This is a genomic window from Salinicola sp. NYA28a, assembly GCF_976982775.1.
On record NZ_OZ334582.1, the window covers coordinates 4,131,160 to 4,154,155 of the forward strand.

Sequence of the window (22,996 nt, forward strand, 5' to 3'; positions counted from 1 at the left end):
CTCGCCATTTTGGCACAAGAGTATTGCAAACAGATGTAAGCGTTCATTCGGGGACGTAGTAGACGCCCCCAGGCAAGCTGATCACTTCACTTCATGAAGCGGTGTCAGTAATTGCGGCGAGACTTTGTACTGTGTGGTTCCGTCTTCGGCCAGCACGATCACGCTCTTGCGGTTGATCTTGGTAACGATGCCGAACGCCCGTCCCTCCCGGGTGCTGAAGGAGACCTTGAGCCCGACACGCAGCTGGCTCAGCGCCTGCAGGGTTTCCTGTTCCTTGAGTTCATCGATGCGCTGGCAGATGACGTCATTGAGCTCCAGTAACTGATCGAGGGTCATCTCATCAATGCGCATGGCGAACGGCCTCTGGTGATTCGGGCTGTCTGTGCGGATGACGGGGATCGAGCAACGAGCGTAACGGCTTGTCCGCGAAGTGGGTCTTCCACCGTCTTGGCGTCAGTTGCGCGACCTCCCTGGCCGGGTGTTGGCTGATGCGCTGCAGCACATCCACCAGATAGGTGTACGGATTGACGTCATGCAGTTTGCAGGTGGTGATCAGGCTTTGGATGAGCCCGAGGTGTTCGGCGCCGAGTTCCGTCCAGCAAAACATCCAATTTTTCTTGCCCATTGGAATGGGGCGCAGCGCCCGCTCCAGGTGGTTGGTGTCCGGTTGTACGTCTGGATCTTCCAGGAACACGGTCAGGCTCGCTTCACGGCTGAGCATATAATTCAGGGCTTTGGTCAGCGCATCGCTGGGCAACAGCTCGCCACGTTCCAACTGATCGCGGCACCACTGGAAGAAGTCGTCGACGACTGGCTTCGAGTGCGCCAACCGGTACTGGCGCTTCGTCTCGCCAGTGAGCTGTTGAGCACGGATGTTGTCTTCGTTGTGATAGAGCTTGGCGATCTGCTGAAGCGCCTCGCCAGCCTGCTGCGGATGCTCCTTCTGGGCCTCGATGAAGTAACGCCGGCCGTGGACCCAGCACTGGGCATGGGTAACGCCGTCCTGTGCTGCGGCGTAGCGGGCATAGGCGGCGTACCCGTCGCTGATCAGCGTGCCGGTGAACTGCTCGCTCAGCACCTGCTCGATGTGGCCCCGTCCACGGCTGTTGGAGTAGGTGAACACCACCTCATCGTCATCGCCGTACAGCGGCCAGAACCAGCCGGATTTCATTTTGCCTTTTTGCGGGCCAGCCCGGCCCTGATGGCCGGCCTTGATTGGCGTTTCGTCCATGGCCAGCACCCGGCTGCGCAGCACATTATCGGTCTGGGCATCGACGATGGGGCGCAGCAGATCGATGGCGCGTTTGACCAGGTTGCTCAGCGTGCTGCGGCTGACGGTGACCCCAGCCTGCTGAATGCGCTGATGCTGGCGGTACAGCGGCAGATGGAACTGGAACTTGTCCACCAGCAGTCCGGCCAGCAGGCTGACATCGGCCAGGCTGTTGTCGAGCACGTTGGGCGGCGCCGGGGCGGTCACTGGCTTGTCGGTGCCTTTGCGGCGCAATACCGGGCGTTCGCACTGGAGTACCACATAGCTGGCCGCTCGCTGGGCTAGCCGGAAGGTAGTCTTGGTTCCGAGGATTTCATACCGATCGGCGTCCGGCCCAGTCAGCTCCGGCGGCAGCTGCTCGATGACTTCCACCGGCACATCGGCGCTGAAGCGCAGACCGGTATCGTTCAAGCAGTCATCGTCGCGCTGCTTCTTGGCGGTGCCGCGCTGATAGGCGCCGACCGTGCGCTTGTCATCCTCGGGCGCCTTGTCCGGGACGGGCGCCTGCTCCGGCTGGAACAGGCTGTCCTGTCCCGGCAGGTCAAAGACCTGCTTCTCGGACTTGGGGCCGAACAGCTGCTTCTTGAACCAATCCAGCTGGCGCTGCATCCCCTGAACCTGCTCGCGCAGCAGCGCGTTCTCCTCGACCAGGGCCGAGTGAGACGGTGCGGTGGGTTCAGGCGTGCAAGCAGTTGATTTCATGGCCGCTATTATACCGGACCCTGAGTGCTTACGCTGCTGAAAAACGCTTGAAGCGGCGAACTTTTTGCACCTCAATGCCGTCGATCAGCAGCTGCAGATCGGCCAGCGTCAACGCTCGCTGGCCAGACGCTGACGCACGCACCTGGAACTGACCCCGCTCCAGGCGCTTGGCCCACAAGCAATAACCGGTGCGGCTGAAGTACAGCATCTTCATCTGGGTCTTGCGCCGGTTGATGAACACAAAGTACTGGCCACTGAGCGGGTCGCGGTTGAGCTGGTTGCGTACCAGCGCGCTCAGTCCCCGGAAGGACTTACGCATGTCGGTGGGCTCGGTGCACAGCCAAATCCGGGCCTGGCTATCGAGCCCGATCATCCGTTCTGGCTCAGCCGCAGTTCGACGCCATTACCCAGACTCAACACAATAGTCCAACCTGGCCCGCAAGACGGCGAAGCGCCCATCAATGCCGACAGATCCAGAAAATCCGACTGCTCGGTCTCGGTCGAGTCAGAGACCGGGCTTTCGCAAAGCCGCTTGCGCCAGCTGCGAAAGCTGGCATAACCGATGCCTTGTTGCTTACAGAACTGCAGCGCGGACAGGCCGCTGTGGCGCTGCTGATCAATCAGACCCTGCCATTGGTCCGGAGTGCGGCGCTTGCTCATGAGAGTAACCTCGTGTTGATGAGTGTGAGGTTACTTTAGGGTCACGCTCGCTGGGATGGCAGGGCGTCCTGGAATGAACGCTTACAAACAGATGACGCTGCCGACTGCCGTTACAGCGGGGTCAGCTTGGCGAAGCCCAGCACCAGCCACTTGTCGCCCTCGCCCTCGAAGCTGACATGCACCCGGGCGCGGGCGCCTTCCCCTTCGGCATCGAGAATCACGCCCTCGCCGAACAGCGGATGGCTGACGCGCTGGCCGAGCGACAGCGATGGCAGGTCATCGCCGCCTTCGACGCCCTGCTGGCGTGCCGGCCCCACGTTGGGACGGGATGTCACCGGTCGCGATATCTGGCCGCGCAGACGCACTTCCTCGAGCAGCTCCTCCGGGACTTCCCGCAGGAAGCGCGAGGGGCGCGCCATGGTCTCTCGGCCGTGCAGGCGGCGGATCTCGGCGTAGGTGAGATAGAGCTTGCGCATGGCGCGGGTCATGCCGACATAGCAGAGCCGGCGCTCCTCCTCGAGGCGTCCCGGCTCTTCCAGCGACATCTTGTGCGGGAACAGGCCCTCTTCGATGCCGGCCACGAACACCACCGGGAACTCCAGCCCCTTGGCCGAGTGCAGCGTCATCATCTGCACGCAGTCCTCGAACTCGTCGGCCTCGTGATCGCCCGCGTTGAGCGCCGCCTCCGCCAGGAACGGCTCCAGCGCGGCAGCGCCTTCGCCGACCTCCTGCAGGTCGATCGGATTGGCCTGCGCATTCTGCGAGAACGCCCGCGCCGCGTTGATCAGCTCTTCCAGGTTCTCGACCCGCGCCTGACCTTTCTCGCCCTTCTCGCTGCGGTGGTGCTCGATCAGTCCGGAGATCTGGATCACGTGCTCGATGATCTCGTAGAGCGCCATGCCGGCGGTATCGTTGTCGAGCCGCTCGATCAGCTCGGCGAAGGCGTTGACCGCATTGCCCGCGCGGCCCTTGAGCGTGCCGTCACTCAGGCTGTCGTGCAGCGACTGCCACAGCGATACGTTGGTATCGCGGGCGCGGCCACGCAGGATCTCCACCGTGCGCGTGCCGATCCCGCGGGCCGGCACATTGATCACCCGTTCCAGCGAGGCGTCATCCTCGCGATTGAGCAGCAGGCGCAGGTAGGCCAGCGCATTCTTGATCTCCAGGCGTTCGTAGAAGCGCTGACCGCCGTAGATGCGATACGGCACGCCGCTGCGGATCAGCGCCTCCTCGATCACGCGGGATTGGGCGTTGGAGCGGTAGAGGATCGCCATCTCGCGCCGGGCGACGCCGTTGCGCGACTGCTCGCCGATGGTATCGACGATGAAGCGCGCCTCGTCGAGATCGTTGAAGCCGGCATAGACGGAGATCTTGTCGCCGGCATCGCCGTCGGTCCACAGCTCCTTGCCCATGCGCCCGCTGTTGTGGCTGATCAGCGCGTTGGCGGCATCCAGAATGGCGCTGGTGGAGCGATAGTTCTGCTCCAGGCGCACGGTCCGGGTGTTGGTGAACTCGCTCTCGAAGCGGCGGATGTTCTCGACCTTGGCGCCGCGCCAGCCGTAGATCGACTGGTCGTCGTCGCCGACCACGATCATGGCCGCGCTGTCGCCGTCACCCTTCCCATTGCCATCAGCGCCGGCCAGCAATTTCAGCCAGGCGTACTGCAGGGTGTTGGTGTCCTGGAATTCGTCGACCAGGATATGCCCGAAGCGCTCGCGGTAATGCTTGAGCAGCGCCGGCGTATCCCGCAAAAGCTCTAGGCTGCGCAGCAGCAGCTCGCCGAAGTCGACCAGCCCGCCGCGCTCGCAGGTCAGCTGATAGAGCTCGTAGAGTTCGACCATCCTGGCCATGTAGGCGTCGCCGTGGGTCGCCACCTGCTGCGGACGCAGCCCCTCCTCCTTGCAGCCGCCGATGAAATACTGCACCTGCTTGGGCGGATAGCGCTCGTCGTCGACGTTGTGGTCCCGCAGCAGACGCTTGACCAGCCGCAGCTGGTCGTCGCTGTCGATGATCTGGAAGTGCTGGGGCAGACGCGCGTCGTGCCAGTGGGTGCGCAGCAGGCGATGCGCGATCGAGTGGAAGGTGCCGACCCACATGTTGCGCAGCGACGCCCCCTGCAGCGCCTCGAGACGCGTGCGCATCTCGCGGGCGGCCTTGTTGGTGAAGGTCACCGCCAGAATGGCATAGGGGGAAACGCCTTCGACCTGCATCAGCCAGGCGATGCGGTGCACCAGCACTCGGGTCTTGCCCGAACCGGCGCCGGCCAGCACCAGCATATTGCCGGGCGGCGCGGCGACGGCCTCGCGCTGATTGGCGTTGAGGGAGTCGATTAGTGCCGAGACATCATCCATTGGAAACCGTGCGGGGCCTGCTGCTGGGAATGAGAAGAGCGCGCCAGCTTAACACAGCCGGCCGGCCCCGCCTGGCGTCAGGCGCTGCCTGTTGCCCTGCCCGGGGCGCTTCCGCGCCCGGTGGCGGCATCTTGGGCGGCGGCGTGAATCGCCGCATCCTGCGGGCGTCCGGTCGACGAGCCGGATTCGCCACCGGCGGCCGTTTCGGGCGATGCCTTGCCGGCCGTCGGGGAGGCGGATGGCGATGCGGAAGACTTCGCCGCCGCACCGGAAGCCGTTGGCGCCGTCGCCGACGGCTCCGCCCTGGAAGCTGTCGAGGAAGCCGACGCGTCGCGCTTCTCGTCGTCGGTGCGCAGATCCTGGGTGATCGCTTCCGGCTTGGGCGGCGGCTCGATCACCGTTTCATGGTGCATGTCCGCCAGCTTCTCGGCGCCCTTGGCGACATGGTGATACATCTCGCGATAGTCCTCGACCATCCGCGTCATGGTCGCGGAAACCTGCTCGAAGTGTTCGCGAACGTCTTCCTTGTAGGCATTGTGCTCGCGATTGAGCTCGCGCATCGGTTCGGTGTTGTGACCGCCCATCCTGGTTCCCAGCCAGTAGCCGACCAGTACCCCGATGGCACCCACGGCCACCGCGATGGCAATCCAGGGCCCTACGCCAATGCTCTCCATAAATCAGCCGCCTCTTGAGTTGTTTGAAGGAAAATCATTGCTGCGAAATACGCCACAATAAAGACCGGCAGCGCAGCACAATGGTTCCTTACCTAATCACAGGATCACGCCGTTTTGCCAGTCCGCGCCATCGCGCTCCCGGTCGTCCGCACCGCCCCACAGCGCGTGCGACGAGAGCCGGACTAATGAAAATCCCGACTGCGCGTGCTCAGCCCCTCCAGCAGGCCGGTGAGATCGACCAGTCGCCTGGCGATCACGTGGCGCACGCCCGCCTGGCTTTCGAGCTTGCCCACCACCCGCAGCAGCCGAGACTCGAGCAGGACCCGGCGATAGCGGACGGCGAGATGCGGCCAGAGCACGACATTGACCATGCCGAATTCATCCTCGAGGGTGAGAAAAGTCACCCCCTTGGCGGAGCCGGGGCGCTGGCGCCCGACCACCAGCCCGGCGATCGCCACGCCGATATCCCCCGGCAGCTCGGCGAGACGCCTGGAATCCACCACCCCGCCCAGACCACGAATACCCTCCACCCGGCAGCGCTGGCGCAGCAGCGACATCGGATGCGGCCCCAGCGTGGTACCGAGCGTGGCGTAATCCGCCTTGATCGCCTCGCCGACCTCGATGGCAGGCAGCGCGAGCGACGCCTCTTCGCTATCGACCTCGGAAAACAGCGGCAGCGAAGCCTCGACACCGGCCGTGGCCCAGCGCGCCCGATGGCGATCTCCGGCCAGCCCCTCCAGCGCCCCGGCATCGGCGAGCCGTGACAGCACCGCCCGCTTGACCCCGGACCGTGCCGCCAGGCGTTCGACGCTATCGCAACCCGGCGTGTCGCGCGCCGCCAGCAGCCGTTGGCCGTCGCTCTCGGCGAGCCCCTTGATCATGTGCAGCCCGAGCCGAATCGCCAACTCGCCGGTACTGGTAGAGGCAACCTCCAGCGTGCTCTCCCACTGGCTCTGGCGGATATCGACCGGCCGCACCTCGACGCCGTGGCGGCGGGCATCCTGCAGTACCTGATCCGGCGAATAGAAGCCCATCGGCCAGCTGTTGATCAGCGCGCAGGCGAAGATCGCCTGTTCGTGGCACTTGAGCCAGCAGCTGGCGTAGGTCAGCAAGGCAAAGCTGGCGGCGTGGGATTCGGGAAAGCCGTAGCTGCCGAAGCCCTTGATCTGCTCGAAGATGCGTTCGGCGAAGCTCAGCTCGTAGCCGCGCTCGAGCATGCCCTCGACGATTCGCTGGCGGTGATGCTCGAGCCCGCCGTGGCGCTTCCAGGCCGCCATCGAGCGCCGCAGCTGGTCCGCCTCGCCGGGGCTGTAACCCGCCGCCTCCACTGCCAGCGCCATTACCTGTTCCTGGAAAAGCGGCACGCCGAGAGTGCGTTCGAAGGCATCTTTGAATGCCTGTGACGGATAGGTGATCGGCTCCTCGCCATTACGCCGCTTGAGATAGGGGTGCACCATGTCGCCCTGGATCGGCCCGGGGCGCACGATCGCCACTTCGATCACCAGGTCGTAGAACTTGGCCGGCTTGAGCCGGGGCAGCATCGCCATCTGGGCACGGGATTCGATCTGGAACACGCCGAGGGTATCGGCGCGCTGGATCATGGCGTAGGTCTCGGCGCACTCCTTGGGAATCGTCGCCAACGCGTAGTCGATACCGCGGTGAAGGCGCACCAGATCCAGACTGCGTCGCAGCACCGTCAACATGCCCAGCGACAGCACGTCGACCTTGAGCAGCCCGACCAGATCGAGATCGTCCTTGTCCCACTGGATCACCGTGCGCTCCGCCATGGCGGCGTTTTCCACCGGCACCAGCGTCTGCAGCGGCGCATCCGAGATCACGAACCCGCCCGGATGCTGGGAGAGATGGCGCGGAAAGCCAACCAGCGTACCGGCCAGCACCAGCAGACGCTGGAGCATGGGCTCTTCCGGCTCGAAACCCTGCTCTCTGAGCCGTGCTTCGTCGGGAATATGATCGGTCCAGCGCCCGGCACAGCGGGCGAGCCGGTCGATACGCTCCGGCGCGAAGCCCAGTGCCCGGCCGATATCGCGGATCGCTCCAGCGGCGTGGTAATGGCTGACCACGGCGGTCAGCGCCGCGCGATGGCGGCCGTAGCGGCTGAAGACGTACTGGATCACCTCCTCGCGGCGCTCATGCTCGAAATCGACATCGATATCCGGCGGCTCGTCGCGTTCGCGGGAGATGAAGCGCTCGAACAGCAGCGCCGTGCGCGACGGATCGATCTCGGTGATTCCCAGCGCGTAGCAGACCGCCGAGTTGGCCGCCGAGCCGCGCCCCTGGCACAGGATGTGCTGCCGCCGCGCGAAGTCGACGATGTCATGCACGGTGAGGAAATAGTGCTCGTAGCCGAGCTCCTCGATCAGTGCGAGCTCGTAGTCGATCTGCGCGGCCGTCTTCTCGGGCACACCATTCAGCCAGCGTCGCGCGCAGCCTTGAGCCGTCAACTCGCGCAGCCACTCGGCCGGCGTCTTGCCCTCCGGCACCACCTCGTGGGGATAGGTGTAGTGCAGCTCGCCGAGATCGAAGTCACAGCGCGCCGCCAACGCCACGCTCTCGGCCATCAGCTCAACGGGATAGATCGCGGATAGCGCATCCCGGCTGCGCAGATGGCGCTCGCCGTTGGGGAACAGCGTGTCTCCCGCCTCGAACACGCTCAGGTGGTGACGAATCGCGGTGAGGCAGTCCTGCAGCGCCCGCCGGCCCCGGGCATGCATGTGAACGTCTCCCGCCGCCAGTACAGGAATGCCCAGCTCGGCGGCCAGCGCCTGCAGTCGGGCCAGACGCGCCGCGTTATCGCAGCCGTTCTCGAAGCCGTAGTGAAGCTCCACCGCCAGCCACAGCCGATCGGGGAAGGCACGTGCCAGCCGCTCGCCCACCTCATTATCACTTACCTCACGATCATCCATCTCATGGCCCGGCACTGCCTCCGGAATCCACAGCGCGAACAGGCCGTCACCGCCGTCGAGTTCGTCGAGATCCGAGGCGAGCAGCCGATACTCGCCCTTGGGCGCACGCCCGCGAACGCGGGTGATCAATCCGCAGAGCGCCTCGTAGCCACGCCGGTTCTCCACCAGCAGCACCAGCTTGATGCCGCACTGGGTACGAAACTCGGCACCGACGATTAGCGCGACGCCATGCTCCCGTGCCGCCTGCCAGCCGCGTACGATGCCGGCCAGCGTGGCCTCGTCGGTGATCGCCAGGGCACGGTAGCCGAGCCGTGCGGCGCGCTCGAAAAGCTCATCCGCGGTCGACGCGCCGCGCTGAAAGCTGAAGGCGGAAAGACAGTGCAGCTCGGCGTAGGGCTCTCTAAAGGCACCCGAAGCTGTGCCTAGGCTACAGGCGTCCGGTGCCGCGCCCAGGCTTTGTCGGGCGTCCGAAGCGGCAGCGTCGGGCCGCGATGAGGCGGCAGCGTCGGGCCGCTGTAAAAAGCCATCGCTCATCCGAACCACCCGTGCAGATACCAGCCCTGCCGCCCCGGCTCGCACCAGACCCAGGCGTGGCGGCCGTCGGCCCACTGGGCCAGATAGTAGTCGCGCCGGATGTCGCCGCCGTCCCACCAGCCGCTTTCGATCCGCTCCGGCCCCGCCAGCAGCTGCGCCACGTCGCCATCGCAGCGCTGGGGCGTGGGGGTCAACCAACCGGGACGCGCCGGGCCGACGCTGGCGTCACGCGCCCGTGGCCCAGCGCCGTCGATCACCGCCATTTCCGGGCGATGCTCGCGGTACTCGACCAGCGGCTTGAGTACCGGCTCGCCCAGCCGCGCGACCAGCCGCTGATGCAGCGCCGCCCAGGCCTGGGCCTGGCGGGCTGGCCCTTCCAGCAGCTCCCGCCGGACCGGCGCGTAGGCCGACAGGCGTGGCGCGGAAAGCGTCAGGGCAACGACGGGCCCGTCGAGACGAACGCGCTCCAGATGCGCACGGGTCAGTTCGAGCAGGGTATCGGGGTCGCGCTGTACCGCCAGCAGCCCGATCTCGACGGCCTGCGCCGGCCCGTCCTCCAGTTCGAACGTCAGGCGGAACCGCTCGACGCCCGCATCCTGACCCATCAAAAACGCGGCCAGCTCCTGCAACAGGCGCTTGAGCGGAAAGGCCAGCCCCGCCAGAGCATGCACCGGCTGGTCGAATTCGAAGGTACGGGAAAAACGCGGCGTGGGCCGATGGTAATCCAGCGCCAGCGGCCACTCCCCGCGCAGCTCGCTCAGATGGCGCAGCAGGCCGCCACCGAAACGTCGGGCCAGGGCGCTGCGCGGCAGCCCGAACAGCTCGCCCAGGCGCTGGAAACCGCTGCGTTTGAGGGTCTGCACGATGTCCTGAGCGGCATCGATGTTCGCCAGCCCGGCACGGTCGAGGCGCAACGCGGCCAGCGCCGGCTCCAGCCCGGCGTCGTCCACCGCCAGTCCGTCGTGGACATTGACCAGCACCCGCGCCGCCGCCGGATTGGGCGCGATCACCAGCCGATGCGAAAAGCCGAGTTCGGCGAGCTCCGCCCGCAGCCGCGTCTCCAGCCGAGGCCAGGGGCCCAGCAGATCGAGGCTGCTGGCGACCTCGAACACCAGCGCGTGCGGATAGTGCAGGCTGACCTGGGCGCTGAAACCGTAGGCCCAGCTCGCCAGACGCCGCCGCCAGCGCTCGACGGCCTCGGCATCGAACGGTGCCGTCTCGAGCCGCTGACTCGAACCGGATCGAGAACCCCTATCTGGCGCGGAGTTGGGCGCCTTGGAAAGCGGCGCGGCGTCGGGCGCCTTAAAAAGCGGCGCGTTAAACAGCGCTTCGGCGAAGCCTCTCGCCTGGCCAGGTCTGACGCCCCGCTCGCGGGCGGCGCGATTGGCAGCGCGAATGCATTGGCGCTGCGCCGGGCCGTCGACCAGCGCGAAGGGCGCCTTGGGGTCGGCACGACGACGCAGCGCCCCCTCCAGTGCCAGACGCGGAAGCAGCAGGCAGACCCAGCGCATGGCGTCACGCTCCGGCGCCGAAGGCGATCCGCCGCGCGGGCGGAAAGCCGCCACGGCACTTGAGGATCTCCAGCTCGGCATGGCGGTGCAGCCGCAACCGGAGCGGCGCCGGCGACGCCTCGGACACCTTCGCCAGCGGCCGGTGGACGAAGGCCAGCGTGTTGCCGCTCGCCGCCGCCACCTGCAATCGCCGCATGAGACGGCTATCGGCCTGCGGTAGCCAGGCGACGACGGCCGCGCAGCAGCCGGCGCGCAGGCACTGCTCCGTCGCCCACAACGCTTCGCGACCCTGCACGTCGAGCCAGTGACACTGCTCCAGCGCCACGCCCGCCTGCCGCCACGCCGCCGGATACGGCACGCCCGGTGGCGAGACCAGCACCACCGGCCGGCCTTCCCGGGTCATCCGCGAGATCACCGGCCACAGCAGGGCCAGTTCCCCGTTGCCGGCGCCCGCCGACAGCAGCTCACTGACCGCGGCCGACGGCCAGCCGCCCCCCGGCAGGATCGCATCGAGCGCCGCATGCCCGCTGGCGATCGCCTCGCCGCCCTGGCTATCGGCACCGGCCTGGGCGCGCCAGACCTGACGGCTATCGAGCAGGGATTCCAGGCTGCTCATCGGCCACCCCTCGTATCGGGCAGCGGCAGCGATATCCATCGGAAGCAGCGAGAAGCGAGTAACGACATGACGGTAGCCGGGACGGTTGAAACGTTGCCACCAGTGTCACTCAGAACAAGATAACTGTCTATATATACAGTACTAGAGACACAAAAAACGCCGAGCGAAGTCGGCGTTTTCCCGGCCATGAAGCCGTCACGACACGTTGTTGGACACCCGCAGCGACCCCAGGCTGCGCTTGATCGCCTTGAGCTGATCGGTGATCTGTGGGCCGCGATTCTTGGCCACGCCCACGGCGAGCACGTCGATGGTCAACAGGTGGGCGATACGCGAGGTCATGGGGATGTAGACCTCGGTGTCTTCCTGCACGTCGATCGGCAGCGTCAGGGTCACCTCGCGGGCCAGCGGCGAATCGCTGGGGCACAGGCCGATCACGGTCGCGCCGGCCTTGACCGCCGTCTTGGCGCTGGCGAGCAGCGCCCGGGTGCGGCCAGTCTGGGAGATCGCCACCACCACGTCCCCCGCTTTCAGGGTCGCGGCGGACATCGCCTGCAGGTGCGGGTCGGAGTAGGCCGAAGTCTGGATCTGCAGTCGGAAGAACTTGTGCTGGGCATCGGCGGCGACGATCCCCGAGGCGCCGTAACCGTAGAACTCGACCCGGTTGGCCACCGCCAGCGCCGCGATCGCCTTGCCCAGCGCCTCGTTGTCCAGTTGATCGCGCACCTGTTCGAGCGTCTCGATGGTGCTGTCGAAGATCCCGTGGGAGAACTCGGCCACGCTGTCGCCGTCGTTCATGGTGAACTGCGCGTACTGGCTTCCCCGCGCCATCATCTGCGCCAGCTTGAGCTTGAACTCCTGGAACCCCGCCATGCCCATGGCGCGGCAGAAGCGCACCACCGTCGGCTCGCTGACCTGCGCCTCGCTGGCCAGGTCGGTGATTCGCATCAGGATCACCTCTTCCGGATTGCGCAGCACGAAGCGCGCCACCTTCTGCTCGGAGCGGCGCAGGCGATCCATGTGCACACGCAATTCATCGAACAGCGAACGGCTCATGGCTGGCCCTCGGATGACGACATCGGATCTTCTCGGTCGGGAATCAGGCGCCCAGTATGCCCGAGTCACGCGGGCGGGAACACGCCATCACGGCGCGTTGAAAGCATGAAAAAAGTGGATCGTCATCGTCTTGTAAAGTTGAGTATAGTATGCATGTCGGGCGCAAACCGACAGATCTTAGGATGCCAGGAGATTCGATCATGAAGAGCGTCGAACACCTTCATGCCCTCAAGAGCGACATTCTCGAGATTTTCATGACGCTGGAAGTCAGCGAACACGAACAACGCAAGCGCAAGGCCGCCATTCGCTATCTCAAGGCCCGGCGCGGTATCGAACAGCGCCAGGAAAAGCGCCAGCTGGCGGAAGAGATCGCCGAACTGCCCAAATAGCACGAGCAGCCGCCGGCCACCGCCACCCGCCGTTCGCCGGCCCTCAACGACCAGCGGCCGCGCCCTCGAAGAGGACCGCGGCCGCTGCCTGACCGTCAGATTCATCCCGGCGGGTGAATACCTGTCACGCGATGCTCTGCGACATATGCCTTCCAAGAGAAGACGATGAGAGCCGTTACGAGCGACGGCTCAGCAAGGCGAGATTAACCGAGGAAGCGCAGTTTACGAGGTTGTAAATGAGCATTCCAAGGTTGATCTCAACACCGCTGAGCCTAGCGCAGTCGGCTATCGCGTTTTCTCAAAGACTGTTGAGGAACACCACGATCACCCCGATCGGCGCCACATAGCGCGACACGTAGTGCCACAGCACCCGGCCCTTCGGCCCCAGGCCCAGCTCCTGCTTCACGCCTTCGCTATCCAGGAACCACGCCGTGAAGACGATGGCGGCCAGCCCCGTCAGCGGCAGCATCAGCTTGCTGGTGAGCGCGTCCAGCAGATCGAAGACATTGAAACCGAACGGCTGGAAGCCGGACCAGACGTTGAACGCCAGCAGCGCGGCGATGCCCAGCGACCAGGTCGCCAGTGCCGCGACGAAGGCCGAGCCCAGGCGCGACAGCGGCGTGCGCTCTTCCAGGAACTCCGTCACCGGCTCCAGCAGCGAGATCGCCGAGGTCAGCGCGGCCACCGTCAACAGCGCGAAGAAGATCGTGCCGAACGCCAGCCCCCACGGCATGTCGATGAAGGCCAGAGGCAGGGTGACGAACAGCAGCCCCGGGCCGGCGCTCGGGTCCAGACCGTTGGCGAACACCACCGGGAAGATCGCCATGCCGGCGCCCAGCGCAATCACCGTATCCAGGATCACCACCGTGCGCGCCGTCTTGATCAGGTTGACCTCCTGTCCCAGGTAGGAGCCGTAGGCCATCATGATCCCCATCCCCAGCGACAGCGTGAAGAACGCATGCCCCAGCGCGGCGAGCACGACGCCGCCGTTGAGCTTGCTCCAGTCGGGCGAGAACATGAACGCGGCCGCCTCGCCGAAGCCGGCAGTGGTCGCGCCGAAGCCGATCAGCAGGACCAGCGCCACGATCAGCAGCGGCATCAGCCACTTGGCCGCCCGCTCCAGGCCGCCCTTGACGCCGCCGGCGACGATGCCGAACGTCAGCAGCATGAAGATCGTGTGCCAGAACAGCAGCGTGCCCGGCTGGCCCAGCAGCGTGGTGAAGTAGTCACCGACATCGACCCCGCTCGACTGGCCCAGATCGCCGGTCAGCGTGCTCCAGGTGTAGTTGAGCGACCAACCGCCGACGACGCTGTAGAACGAGAGGATCAGAAACGACCCCAGCACACCGGCGATGCCCACCAGCACCCAGTCCGGCGAGAGCTTCGAATCGCGGCTGAGCTTCTGCATGGTATTGATCGGGTTGGACTGCCCGCGCCGGCCCAGCAGCCACTCGGACACCAGGATCGGCAGGCCGATCAGCGCGATACACACCAGGTAGACGAGCACGAACACGGCGCCGCCGCTGTCGCCCACCATGTAGGGAAACTTCCAGATATTGCCGAGACCCACGGCAGAACCGGTCGCCGCCAGAACGAAGGCCGTTCGCGAGGACCACTGCGCATGGGTATGGGATTGCTTGGCCATGAATTCACCATCGAGTATTGCTGTTGTCGGAAACCCGCAGCGCTCCATGACGGGCGTCGGTCACGCGAGGGGATTCTCATGTCGGCGCGGATTATAACGACTCAGGTCCGTTTCATCCCCGTTTGCCCCATGAAATCGGCCAAAAGGGGTAAAAAGCGTCCTGAAATCGCAACGAACACACACGATGCACTGCGACGCGCGAGCCCCGGAAAACTCACATGCCGGTATCGGCCGGCCGTGAACGATGCGCGAAATGTCGCGTGTTCTTGTAGGGCATCTTCATGTAGCCGGACACGCCGAGCCCGTCGATCTGCGGCACCGCCGCCAGCAGCGTCTCCAGACAGCCGCGGAATTCTTGCTCCCGGGCCGGATCGAGCAGGCGGTAGTAGCTATGGATCTTCAGGTGCGTCGGCAACGCCTCGAAGATGATCATGCCGGTGTGATGAATGGCGTTGAGTCGCGACAGCGCCTCGATCATCACCGGCGGCAGGCGCAGGAACTCCTCGGGATCCGGGCCATCTTCGAAGTAGGAGTGCTCGCGGCTGGCGTCCTCCAGCTCCGGCGTCGGGCTGACCTCGTAGGGAATCGCGCAGTCGGGATCGGGCACGAACGGTCGGGAAGCGTCGTCGCGATCGATGTGCAGGGTGCGTCGGGCGTTGAACAGACAAGCCTTGAACACGCCATCGCGGCGGCGGATCGCCCGGGCCAGGGTGACCATGTTGTTCACCGCCGCGACGAAGGCCGTCCGGAGCGACGGTTCGTTGAGACTCAGGGTCGTATCGAATTCGACCCCCGCCTCGCTCCAGCGCACCGCCAGGCCGCCCACCACCGGATACTTCCCCAGCCGCCCCACCGCCACCAGAAAGGCCTTTTCGAGATCGCCCATGCCCTGCATGAAATGCTTGTAGTAGCGATCGAACTGGACGTCATTGATTGCGCTCAAGGTGTCGTCGCGGTCCCGCCCGCGCAGTGACGTATCGTGCAGCACGTCCTCGCGCAGAAACGCCTTGCGCGAGCTGTAGACCACCGTCTCGATCTCCTGCTCCAGCGAGCGCACCCACACCGGCACCAGCGGGATTTCCGGCGCCGCCTGCGGCTCACGGATGATGGTGCGGGCGATGCGCGGCATATGCTCGAGAAAGTAGTCCCCGGCCCGACGGCGCAGCGCGGCGTCTTCGCTGAGCATGGCATCCAGCATCCGGGCGAACTCGATCGGCAGGCCCAGCGAGGTTGCCGGGATCGTCCCGTGGCCGAAGCGGCTGGACTGCGCGGTCGCCAGCGCATAGAGGGTCGCGGCGGCGCCCTGCTCATCGAAGCGTGGCGACGACAACGCACCGTTCAACTGTTCGTCGCCGATATAGTAGACGTCGCCCATGCGGGCGTTGGTGTGCTGGAGATCGGCGGACATCAGCTCCATCACGTTACGCGACAGGAACTGGCCTTCGGCATCGAGCTGGGCGAAGACCGAGGAGCCCCAGTCGATCAGCGCGATCTGCTCGGTCCGCGCATCGAACATCAGATTCGAGGGTTTGATGTCTCCGTGCACGACCACGCGCCCCTCGGCGGATTCACGGCGTAGCGTGCGCAGGATGTCCGCCAGCTGCGCCGCGATCCTGATCAACAGGCGTGGCGCCAGCCGCCCCTCGCGCAGCGAGAACTCCTCCAGATTGATGCCCGGCGCGCGCGCCATCACCAGCATCGCCTGATGGCGCAGGGTGCGATAGGCGATCAGTCTGGGAACGAGGGGATGATCGACCTGTTCGAGCATGAACGCCTCCTCCTCGAGGCGCTCGTGAAAAGACTGCGGCAGGTTCTGGCGGGTGAACTTGAACACATGGCTGTCGCCGGCGCCGTCGATGCCCGCGAAGACGAACCCGTAGGCACCCTTGCCGATCAGTTCGACCTCCCGGTAGCCGACCTGGGCGAGCTGATGCCGACAGCGCTCGATCCACTCCCGCAACTGCCGCGCCTGGCTCTGGCTGAGCAGATAGACCGACTGCTCCTCGGGGATGTAGAACTGCTGCAGCTCCGTCGATTCCGCCCCCATAGGCTATGGCACTCATGGTTTAGGTTCAGTCATTGGCTGTGTCGTCCGATGAAAGGGGCCGCTAGCGCAACTCGGCCAGCATCGTCTCGGGCGCCTCCAGGTAGCCCTTCCAACGATTGCAGAAACGCGCCATGGTGCCGCCATCCAGTACCCGATGGTCGCCGGACCAGGTCACGGTCATGATCGATCGCGCCACCACGTTGCCGTCGGCATCGAAGCGCGGCAATCGCTGAACCCGGCCGAGCGCGACGATCGCCACCTCCGGCGCGTTGATGATCGGCATGGCGTAGGTGCCGCCCAGCACGCCGATGTTGGAGATGCTGATGGTGCCGCCCTTGAGATCGCCGGGTTCGACCCGCCCGTCGCGAGCCGCGCGGGTCAGGCGCTCCACCTCGCTCGCCACCTCGCGCAGGCTCAGCCGCTCGACGTGCTTGACGTTGGGCACCAGCAGGCCGCTAGCGCTGTCCACCGCCATGCCGATATGACAGGCAGCCTGGTAGTGAATGGTATCGGCTGCCGGATTGAGCCGGCAGTTGAGCAGCGGAAACTCCGCCACCGCCAGGGCCAGCGCCTTCATCAGCAGCGGCATCAGCGTCAACCGCTCGCCGCGCGACTCGAAATCGCCCTTGAGGCGTTCCCGCAGCGCCAGCAGCTCGGTAACGTCGAACTCGTCGCCGTAGGCAAAATGCGGAATCGTGGAGGCCGCTTCGCTCATTCGTCGCGCCATCACCGCACGCACACCGCGCAGCGGCTCGATCCGCTCGTCGGAGGCAGCGTCCGGCGCTGGCGTTCCACGTCCCGGCGTTGCGGCTCTCGGCTGTGAATCCTGCGGTTCCGCGCGCTGCTGTTCCTGGCGCTTTTCCTGTTGCTGCTGAAATGCCAGCACGTCCTCCTTGAGCACCCGGCCATCCTTGCCGCTGCCGGGAATCTCCTCGAGGCGTACGCCAAGCTCGCGCACCCGGCGACGTACCGCCGGGCTGGCGGGAATGCGTCGCTGGCCGGCGCCGGCCCTGCTCTCCGCTGCCGCACCGGCATCGCCCGAATCATGCCCCGCGTCACCGTCGCCATCGCCGTCGCCGGCCCGAGGCACGTACGCGAACAACGGCGAATGCACCCTGGCGACCTCATCGAGCTGGCAATACCGGCGCACCAGCCGGCCCGTTTCCGGCGCGGTGATCTCCATCACCGCCTTGTCGGTGCTGACCTCGACCACCGGCTGATCCTCGGCGATCTCGTCGCCCTCCTCGACCCGCCAGGCCACCACCTCGCACTCGACGATCCCTTCACCCAGATCGGGCAGAATGAAATCCTTCGACGCCGCCGATTCTGTCTTGTCCGCATTCGGTCCGGGCGGCTGTGGGGATTCGTCTTCGGGGGTCGCGGCGATCGGCTCGGGTGGCCGAGCCTCGTGATTGGATAGAGTACCGGGGTCGGATCGAGCGCCGGAATCGGATCGGGCGCTCTCGTCGAGGCTTTCGATGGCAAATAGCGGCGCGTGAACCCGGGCCGTTTCGCCTTCGCGAACGTAGAGCCGCGTGACGCGCCCGGCCTCGGGGGCGGGAATCTCCACCAGCGCCTTGTCGGTGGTGACCTCGGCGACGGGCTGATCCTCGGCGATGGTATCGCCCTCGCTGACCAGCCACTTCACCACTTCGCACTCGACGATGCCCTCGCCGATATCGGGTAGTAGGAAATCGCTCATCTCACCCTCCTCGGCTTTGTACGAAAACTGCCTGTGCTCGGCCATACGGCGTTAAAAACCAGCTCAAAGTACTCATTTACATCCCGTAAACTCCGTCTTTTCGCTGATTTTTGCCTTGTCTGGTCATCGCTCGCCGACTTTTCGTACATAGCCTAAAAGTCCATCGTGCGGTGGATGGCATCGAGCACCTTCAGCGGCCCCGGCATGTACTCTTTCTCGAGCGTCAGCGGGAACGGCGTGTCGAGCCCGGTGACGCGCTCGATCGGCGACTCCAGATAGAGAAAGCAGCGTTGCTGGATGGTAGCGGCGATCTCGGCGGCAAATCCCCCGGTCAGCGGCGCCTCGTGGCTGACGATCAACCGCCCGGTCTTGAATACCGATGCCGCCACCGTCTCGATATCCCACGGCACGATGGTTCGCAGGTCGATCAGCTCGCAGGAGATACCTGCCTTCTCGGCCATCTCGGCGGCCTGTTCGATCACTTCCATCTGCGCGCCCCAGGCCAGCAGCGTGATGTCGCTGCCCTCCTTGACGACTTCCGCCTGACGCAGCGGCAACTCGTAGTCGTCGTCCGGCACCTCGCCCACCGAGGCGCGATAGAGCCGCTTGGGTTCGAAGAAGATCACCGGATCCGGCGAGCGGATCGAGGCCAGCAACAACCCCTTGGCCTGGTACGGGTTGCGCGGCACCACCACCGTCAGCCCCGGCGTGTGAGCGAAATACGCCTCCGGCGACTGGGAGTGATAGTGACCGCCGGCGATCCCGCCGCCGTAGGGCGCCCGCACGGTCAGGCCACCGACATCGAACAGGCTGCCGGAGCGATAGCGGAACTTGGCGGTCTCGTTCACCAGTTGATCGAAAGCAGGAAAGATATAGTCGGCGAACTGGATCTCGGCCACCGGCACCGAGCCCTGCGCCGCCAGGCCGTTGGCGAAGCCGACGATGCCCTGCTCCACCAGCGGCGTATTGAAGCAGCGCTCGCGACCGTATTTTTCCTGCAGGTGACTGGTGGCACGGAACACGCCACCGAACACGCCGACATCCTCGCCGAAGCAGAGCACGCGTTCATCCAGAGCCATGGCGGTATCCAGCGCGTTGTTGACGGCCTGGAGCAGATTCATCCGGCTCATGGCTGGCCCTCCTTTCCGGTACTGCCATCCAGCCACGGCGCGCTTCTGGGATAAGCCTCGGGATGGCGCCGAATATGCGCTTCCAGCGTTTCGAGCTGCTCACGCAATAGCGGCGGTGTCTCGGCATAGACATCGCTGACCAGCGTCTCGAGTGCCGGCGGGCGGCGCTTTTCGGCCTGCTTCATGGTTTCCAGCACCTCGCGGCGCAGCGACTCAATCAGTTCGCGCTCTTCGTCCTCGTTCCACCAGCCGCGATCGAGCAGCCAGCGCTGCATCCGGCGCAGCGGGTCTTTCTTGTGCCAAGCTTCCTCTTCCTTCTTGCTGCGATAGCCGGACGGATCGTCGGAGGAGGAGTGGGCGGCCAGGCGATAGGTCATCGCCTCGATCAGCACCGGCTCGTTCTCTTCGACCGCCAGCCGTCGCGCCTCGCGGGTCGCCTCGTACACGGCAAGGATGTCGTTGCCATCGACGCGGATCGACTGCATGCGATAGCCGAAGGCGCGAGCCGCAACACCATCGCCGGCGAACTGCTCGGTGACCGGCGTGGAGATGGCGTAGCCGTTGTTCCGGCACAGAAAGATCACCGGCACCTTGTGTACCGATGCCATGTTGAGCGCGGCGTGGAAGTCCCCTTCCGAGGCCGCGCCTTCGCCGAAGATCGTCAGCGTGCAGTGGCCCTTGCCGGCCAGCTTCTGGCCGTAGGCGTAGCCGGTGGCCTGGGGAATCTGGGTCGCCAGCGGCGAGGAGATCGTCAAATAGTGGAGATCCCGCGAGCCGTAGTGGATCGGCATCTGGCGGCCGTGGGCGGTGTCGCGCTCGTTGCCGAACAGCTGGTTCATGAACTCGTCGGTGGTGAAGCCGCGATAGGCCAGCGCCCCCTGCTCGCGGTACTGGGCCATGATCATGTCGGTGTCGTCCAGCGCCGCCGTGCTGCCGATCACGGCCGCCTCCTCGCCGGTACACTGCATGTAGAAGCTGAGCCGCCCCTGACGCTGGGCCGCCATCATGCGCTCGTCGAGCACCCGGGTGTAGAGCATGGCGCGATAGATGCGCCGCGCGGTGGTTTCGTCGAGAGAGGTCGACCCGGCGCCTGCATAGACGGTGCCATCGGGTTTGAGCAGGGTAAAAACGGGGATCTGGATGTCGTCGCCGTTGGCGAAGGTTGGTTTGTGCACCGGTTTCGCCGTGGATCGGTTCGTCTTCATCTGATGCTTCCTGAGATCGATGACCGAGGTTCGAGCCGCCTCGTGAGCCGCTCTTTCCCGTGAGCCCGACAAGTCGGGAAACGACCGGTTTCAACGGCCGATTCGATCTATGACCTTGACGTTAATGTCAACTTGTCGCCATCCGACCTTGGTCTTTCAGCACTAGGTCCTATTTCCCGGTCGCGTTGCCATCGCTAGAACAGGTCAAGATTCCACTCGGGAGATCCCCATGCAACTGGCTGAGCGCACCTTCATCGTCACCGGCGGCGGCTCCGGGCTGGGCGCCGCCACGGCGCGGATGCTGGTCGAGGCCGGTGGCAACGTGGCGCTGGTCGATCACGATGCCGCAGCAGCCACGGCGATGACCCGGACACTGGGTGACCACGCGCAGGCGATAGACGCGGACGTCACCCGCGAAGCGGACGGCGAACGGGCGATCACCGCTACGCGAGAGCGCTTCGGCGCCATTCACGGTTTGATCAACTGCGCCGGTGTCGCGCCGGCGGAGAAGATCCACGGCAAGCGCGGCGTGCATGGCCTCGACAGCTTCCGCCGCGCGATCGACATCAACCTGATCGGCACCTTCAACATGCTGCGCCTGGCGGTCGCGGCAATGCTCGAACATCCGGCGGAAGACGACGACGGCGAGCGCGGCGTGGTGATCAACACCGCCTCGGTGGCCGCGTTCGAGGGCCAGATCGGCCAGGCCGCCTATGCGGCCTCCAAGGCCGGCGTGGTCGGGATGACGCTGCCCGCCGCCCGCGAACTGGCCTCGTCCGGCATCCGTGTCATGGCGATCGCTCCCGGCATCTTCGACACCGCGATGATGCAAGGCATGCCCGCCGAGGTGCGCGACGGCCTCAACGCCAAGGTACCGTTTCCCAGGCGCATGGGTCACGCCGAGGAATACGCCTCGCTGGTGCGCCAGATCCTCGAGAACCGCTACCTCAACGGGGAGGTGATCAGGCTCGACGGCGGCATTCGCATGTCGGCTACGTAGAACAGGGCTGCGAGAGCGGGCGGTGCGTGAAACCGATCCAGGCAAAACACCGCCGGGGCAATCGGGACCGCCTGTCGAAACGACGCCGTGCGGAGAGCGGCGAATAGGGTCTTGCGACAGGGATGTCGCAAGAGGCGCACCAGGACAAGGATGTCCGTGTGCACCGACCCGATCATTCGCCGATCGAACGAACGGGGCTTCGTCGTTTTGTGGCGGCATTAGAGGGGGAGCGGCGAGGGGGTGAGCGTTAAACCCCATCGTCATCAGGGTCTGAAGTTGAATAAGCGGCAGCCGGTACGCTATCAGGAGTCATTGTCATGAATATCGAAGACCCGATTGTCATCGTCGGCGCCAAACGCACGCCGATGGGCGCTTTTCAGGGCGCGCTCGGCGGACTGAGCTGCCCGCAACTGGGCGCGGCGGCGATCCGTGGCGCCCTCGAACAGTCCAGCCTGCCGCCGGACGCCGTCGACGAGCTAGTCATCAATGAAGTGCTCATGGGCTGCGTGCTGCCGGCGGGCCTCGGCCAGGCGCCGGCCCGCCAGGCGGCACTCGGCGCAGGGCTCGCCGAATCGACGCCCTGCACCACCGTCAACAAGATGTGTGGCTCCGGCATGAAGGCGATCATGCAGGCGTTCGATGCGCTGCGCCTGGAGAGCGCCACGCACGCCCTCGCCGGCGGCATGGAGAGCATGAGCAACGCCCCCTACCTGCTGCCCAAGGCGCGTGCCGGGCTACGTATGGGGCATGCCCAGGTGCTCGATCACATGTTTCTCGATGGGCTCGAGGACGCCTACGAGCCGGGCCGGCTGATGGGCACCTACGCCGAAGCGTGCGCCGAAGCGTTCGGCTTCACCCGCGAAGCCCAGGACGACTACGCCATCGCCTCGCTGACCCGGGCCAGACGGGCGATCGAATCCGGCGTGTTCGCCAGCGAGATCGTGGCGCTGGAGGCGCCGGCCGGGCGCGGTACGGATCGCGTCGAGCACGACGAGGCGCCGTACAAGGCCAATATCGACCGCATCGCGCAATTGAAACCGGCCTTTCGCGACGGCGGCACGGTCACCGCCGCCAACTCGAGCTCGATCTCCGACGGCGCCGCGGCGCTGGTGCTGATGCGCCAGCGCGAGGCCGAGCGGCTGGGACTGAAGCCGCTGGCCCGGCTCCACGGCCATGTCAGCCACGCCATGCGCCCCGGCGACTTCCCGGTGGCCCCGATCCACGCCATCCGCAAGCTGCACGAACGGCTCGGCTGGTCGCGGGAGAACGTCGATCTCTACGAGATCAACGAAGCCTTCGCGGTGGTGGCCATGGCGGCGATGCATGAACTCGGCCTCGATCACGCGCGAGTCAACGTTCACGGCGGCGCCTGCGCGCTGGGCCATCCCATCGGCGCCTCTGGTGCGCGGATCGTGGTCACGCTGCTCAACGCGCTGACGCATCACGGCATGACACGCGGCGTGGCGGCGATCTGCATCGGCGGTGGAGAGGCCACGGCTGTGGGGATCGAGAGGTTGAGATAGAGCTATGAACGAGTAAGGCCCGCGCACCTCTTGCCGCGATCGCATCGCCCACCACAAGAT

The 22,996-nt window shown here is 65.6% G+C and carries 18 protein-coding genes; 3 read left to right on the forward strand and 15 right to left on the reverse strand.

Going from position 1 to position 22,996, the window contains the following annotated elements:
• Nucleotides 1-81 precede the first annotated feature (81 nt).
• From ACWHY3_RS18680 to hexR, 10 genes are all read right to left on the reverse strand, one after another.
• Nucleotides 82-351 carry a hypothetical protein gene (locus tag ACWHY3_RS18680; RefSeq protein WP_087721073.1) on the reverse strand — a complete coding sequence of 90 codons (270 nt, stop codon included), beginning with the start codon at nt 349-351 and terminating at the stop codon, nt 82-84.
• Complete coding sequence (gene tnpC, locus ACWHY3_RS18685; protein ID WP_179208974.1) at nt 341-1,972, reverse strand: IS66 family transposase; 1,632 nt, start codon at nt 1,970-1,972, stop codon at nt 341-343. The genes ACWHY3_RS18680 and tnpC overlap by 11 nt, the downstream gene beginning before the upstream one ends.
• A 28-nt stretch (nt 1,973-2,000) precedes the next feature.
• Nucleotides 2,001-2,345 (reverse strand): IS66 family insertion sequence element accessory protein TnpB, encoded by a 345-nt coding sequence (gene tnpB, locus ACWHY3_RS18690; protein ID WP_087721071.1) that lies wholly within the window; start codon nt 2,343-2,345, stop codon nt 2,001-2,003.
• Nucleotides 2,342-2,632: an IS66 family insertion sequence element accessory protein TnpA gene (gene tnpA / locus ACWHY3_RS18695; protein ID WP_087721070.1), complete on the reverse strand. Its 291-nt coding sequence runs from the start codon at nt 2,630-2,632 to the stop codon at nt 2,342-2,344. The genes tnpB and tnpA overlap by 4 nt, the downstream gene beginning before the upstream one ends.
• 110 nt (nt 2,633-2,742) lie before the next feature.
• Nucleotides 2,743-4,983 (reverse strand): DNA helicase II, encoded by a 2,241-nt coding sequence (gene uvrD, locus ACWHY3_RS18700; RefSeq protein ID WP_448127243.1) that lies wholly within the window; start codon nt 4,981-4,983, stop codon nt 2,743-2,745.
• Nucleotides 4,984-5,060: 77 nt separating this feature from the next.
• Nucleotides 5,061-5,657 (reverse strand): ZapG family protein, encoded by a 597-nt coding sequence (locus tag ACWHY3_RS18705; RefSeq protein ID WP_087720145.1) that lies wholly within the window; start codon nt 5,655-5,657, stop codon nt 5,061-5,063.
• Between the two features lie 182 nt (nt 5,658-5,839).
• Nucleotides 5,840-9,115: an error-prone DNA polymerase gene (locus tag ACWHY3_RS18710; RefSeq protein WP_332779915.1), complete on the reverse strand. Its 3,276-nt coding sequence runs from the start codon at nt 9,113-9,115 to the stop codon at nt 5,840-5,842.
• Complete coding sequence (locus ACWHY3_RS18715) at nt 9,112-10,680, reverse strand: Y-family DNA polymerase (protein WP_448127244.1); 1,569 nt, start codon at nt 10,678-10,680, stop codon at nt 9,112-9,114. Before ACWHY3_RS18715 ends, ACWHY3_RS18710 begins: the two co-directional genes overlap by 4 nt.
• Nucleotides 10,631-11,242, reverse strand: a complete 612-nt coding sequence (gene imuA / locus ACWHY3_RS18720) for a translesion DNA synthesis-associated protein ImuA (RefSeq protein ID WP_448127245.1) — start codon at nt 11,240-11,242, stop codon at nt 10,631-10,633. The genes ACWHY3_RS18715 and imuA overlap by 50 nt, the downstream gene beginning before the upstream one ends.
• A gap of 195 nt (nt 11,243-11,437) precedes the next feature.
• On the reverse strand, nt 11,438-12,295 hold the full coding sequence (gene hexR / locus ACWHY3_RS18725; RefSeq protein WP_071230489.1) for a transcriptional regulator HexR: 858 nt from the start codon (nt 12,293-12,295) through the stop codon (nt 11,438-11,440).
• 200 nt (nt 12,296-12,495) lie between these two features.
• Here hexR and ACWHY3_RS18730 point away from each other — a divergent pair, with 200 nt between their 5' ends.
• Nucleotides 12,496-12,684: a PA3496 family putative envelope integrity protein gene (locus tag ACWHY3_RS18730; protein ID WP_332779912.1), complete on the forward strand. Its 189-nt coding sequence runs from the start codon at nt 12,496-12,498 to the stop codon at nt 12,682-12,684.
• 298 nt (nt 12,685-12,982) lie between these two features.
• On the opposite strand, the gene ACWHY3_RS18735 is transcribed toward ACWHY3_RS18730, so the two are convergent.
• The 5 genes from ACWHY3_RS18735 to ACWHY3_RS18755 all read right to left on the reverse strand — a co-directional run bounded on the left by ACWHY3_RS18735 (nt 12,983) and on the right by ACWHY3_RS18755 (nt 20,413).
• A complete protein-coding gene (locus ACWHY3_RS18735) occupies nt 12,983-14,329 on the reverse strand; it encodes a sodium-dependent transporter (RefSeq protein ID WP_087720150.1) in 1,347 nt (448 codons plus the stop codon).
• Nucleotides 14,330-14,543: 214 nt separating this feature from the next.
• Nucleotides 14,544-16,376 (reverse strand): protein kinase domain-containing protein, encoded by a 1,833-nt coding sequence (locus ACWHY3_RS18740; RefSeq protein ID WP_448127246.1) that lies wholly within the window; start codon nt 16,374-16,376, stop codon nt 14,544-14,546.
• A gap of 61 nt (nt 16,377-16,437) precedes the next feature.
• Complete coding sequence (locus ACWHY3_RS18745; protein WP_448127247.1) at nt 16,438-18,078, reverse strand: dihydrolipoyllysine-residue acetyltransferase; 1,641 nt, start codon at nt 18,076-18,078, stop codon at nt 16,438-16,440.
• Between the two features lie 152 nt (nt 18,079-18,230).
• Complete coding sequence (locus ACWHY3_RS18750; RefSeq protein WP_448127248.1) at nt 18,231-19,208, reverse strand: alpha-ketoacid dehydrogenase subunit beta; 978 nt, start codon at nt 19,206-19,208, stop codon at nt 18,231-18,233.
• Nucleotides 19,205-20,413: a thiamine pyrophosphate-dependent dehydrogenase E1 component subunit alpha gene (locus tag ACWHY3_RS18755; protein WP_448127249.1), complete on the reverse strand. Its 1,209-nt coding sequence runs from the start codon at nt 20,411-20,413 to the stop codon at nt 19,205-19,207. The genes ACWHY3_RS18750 and ACWHY3_RS18755 overlap by 4 nt, the downstream gene beginning before the upstream one ends.
• Before the next feature lie 229 nt (nt 20,414-20,642).
• Between ACWHY3_RS18755 and ACWHY3_RS18760 the strand changes: the two genes are divergently transcribed.
• Both ACWHY3_RS18760 and ACWHY3_RS18765 read left to right on the forward strand, forming a co-directional pair.
• On the forward strand, nt 20,643-21,413 hold the full coding sequence (locus ACWHY3_RS18760; RefSeq protein ID WP_448127250.1) for an SDR family NAD(P)-dependent oxidoreductase: 771 nt from the start codon (nt 20,643-20,645) through the stop codon (nt 21,411-21,413).
• Nucleotides 21,414-21,730: 317 nt separating this feature from the next.
• Nucleotides 21,731-22,936 carry an acetyl-CoA C-acyltransferase gene (locus ACWHY3_RS18765; RefSeq protein WP_448127251.1) on the forward strand — a complete coding sequence of 402 codons (1,206 nt, stop codon included), beginning with the start codon at nt 21,731-21,733 and terminating at the stop codon, nt 22,934-22,936.
• The last annotated feature ends 60 nt before the right edge of the window (nt 22,937-22,996 follow it).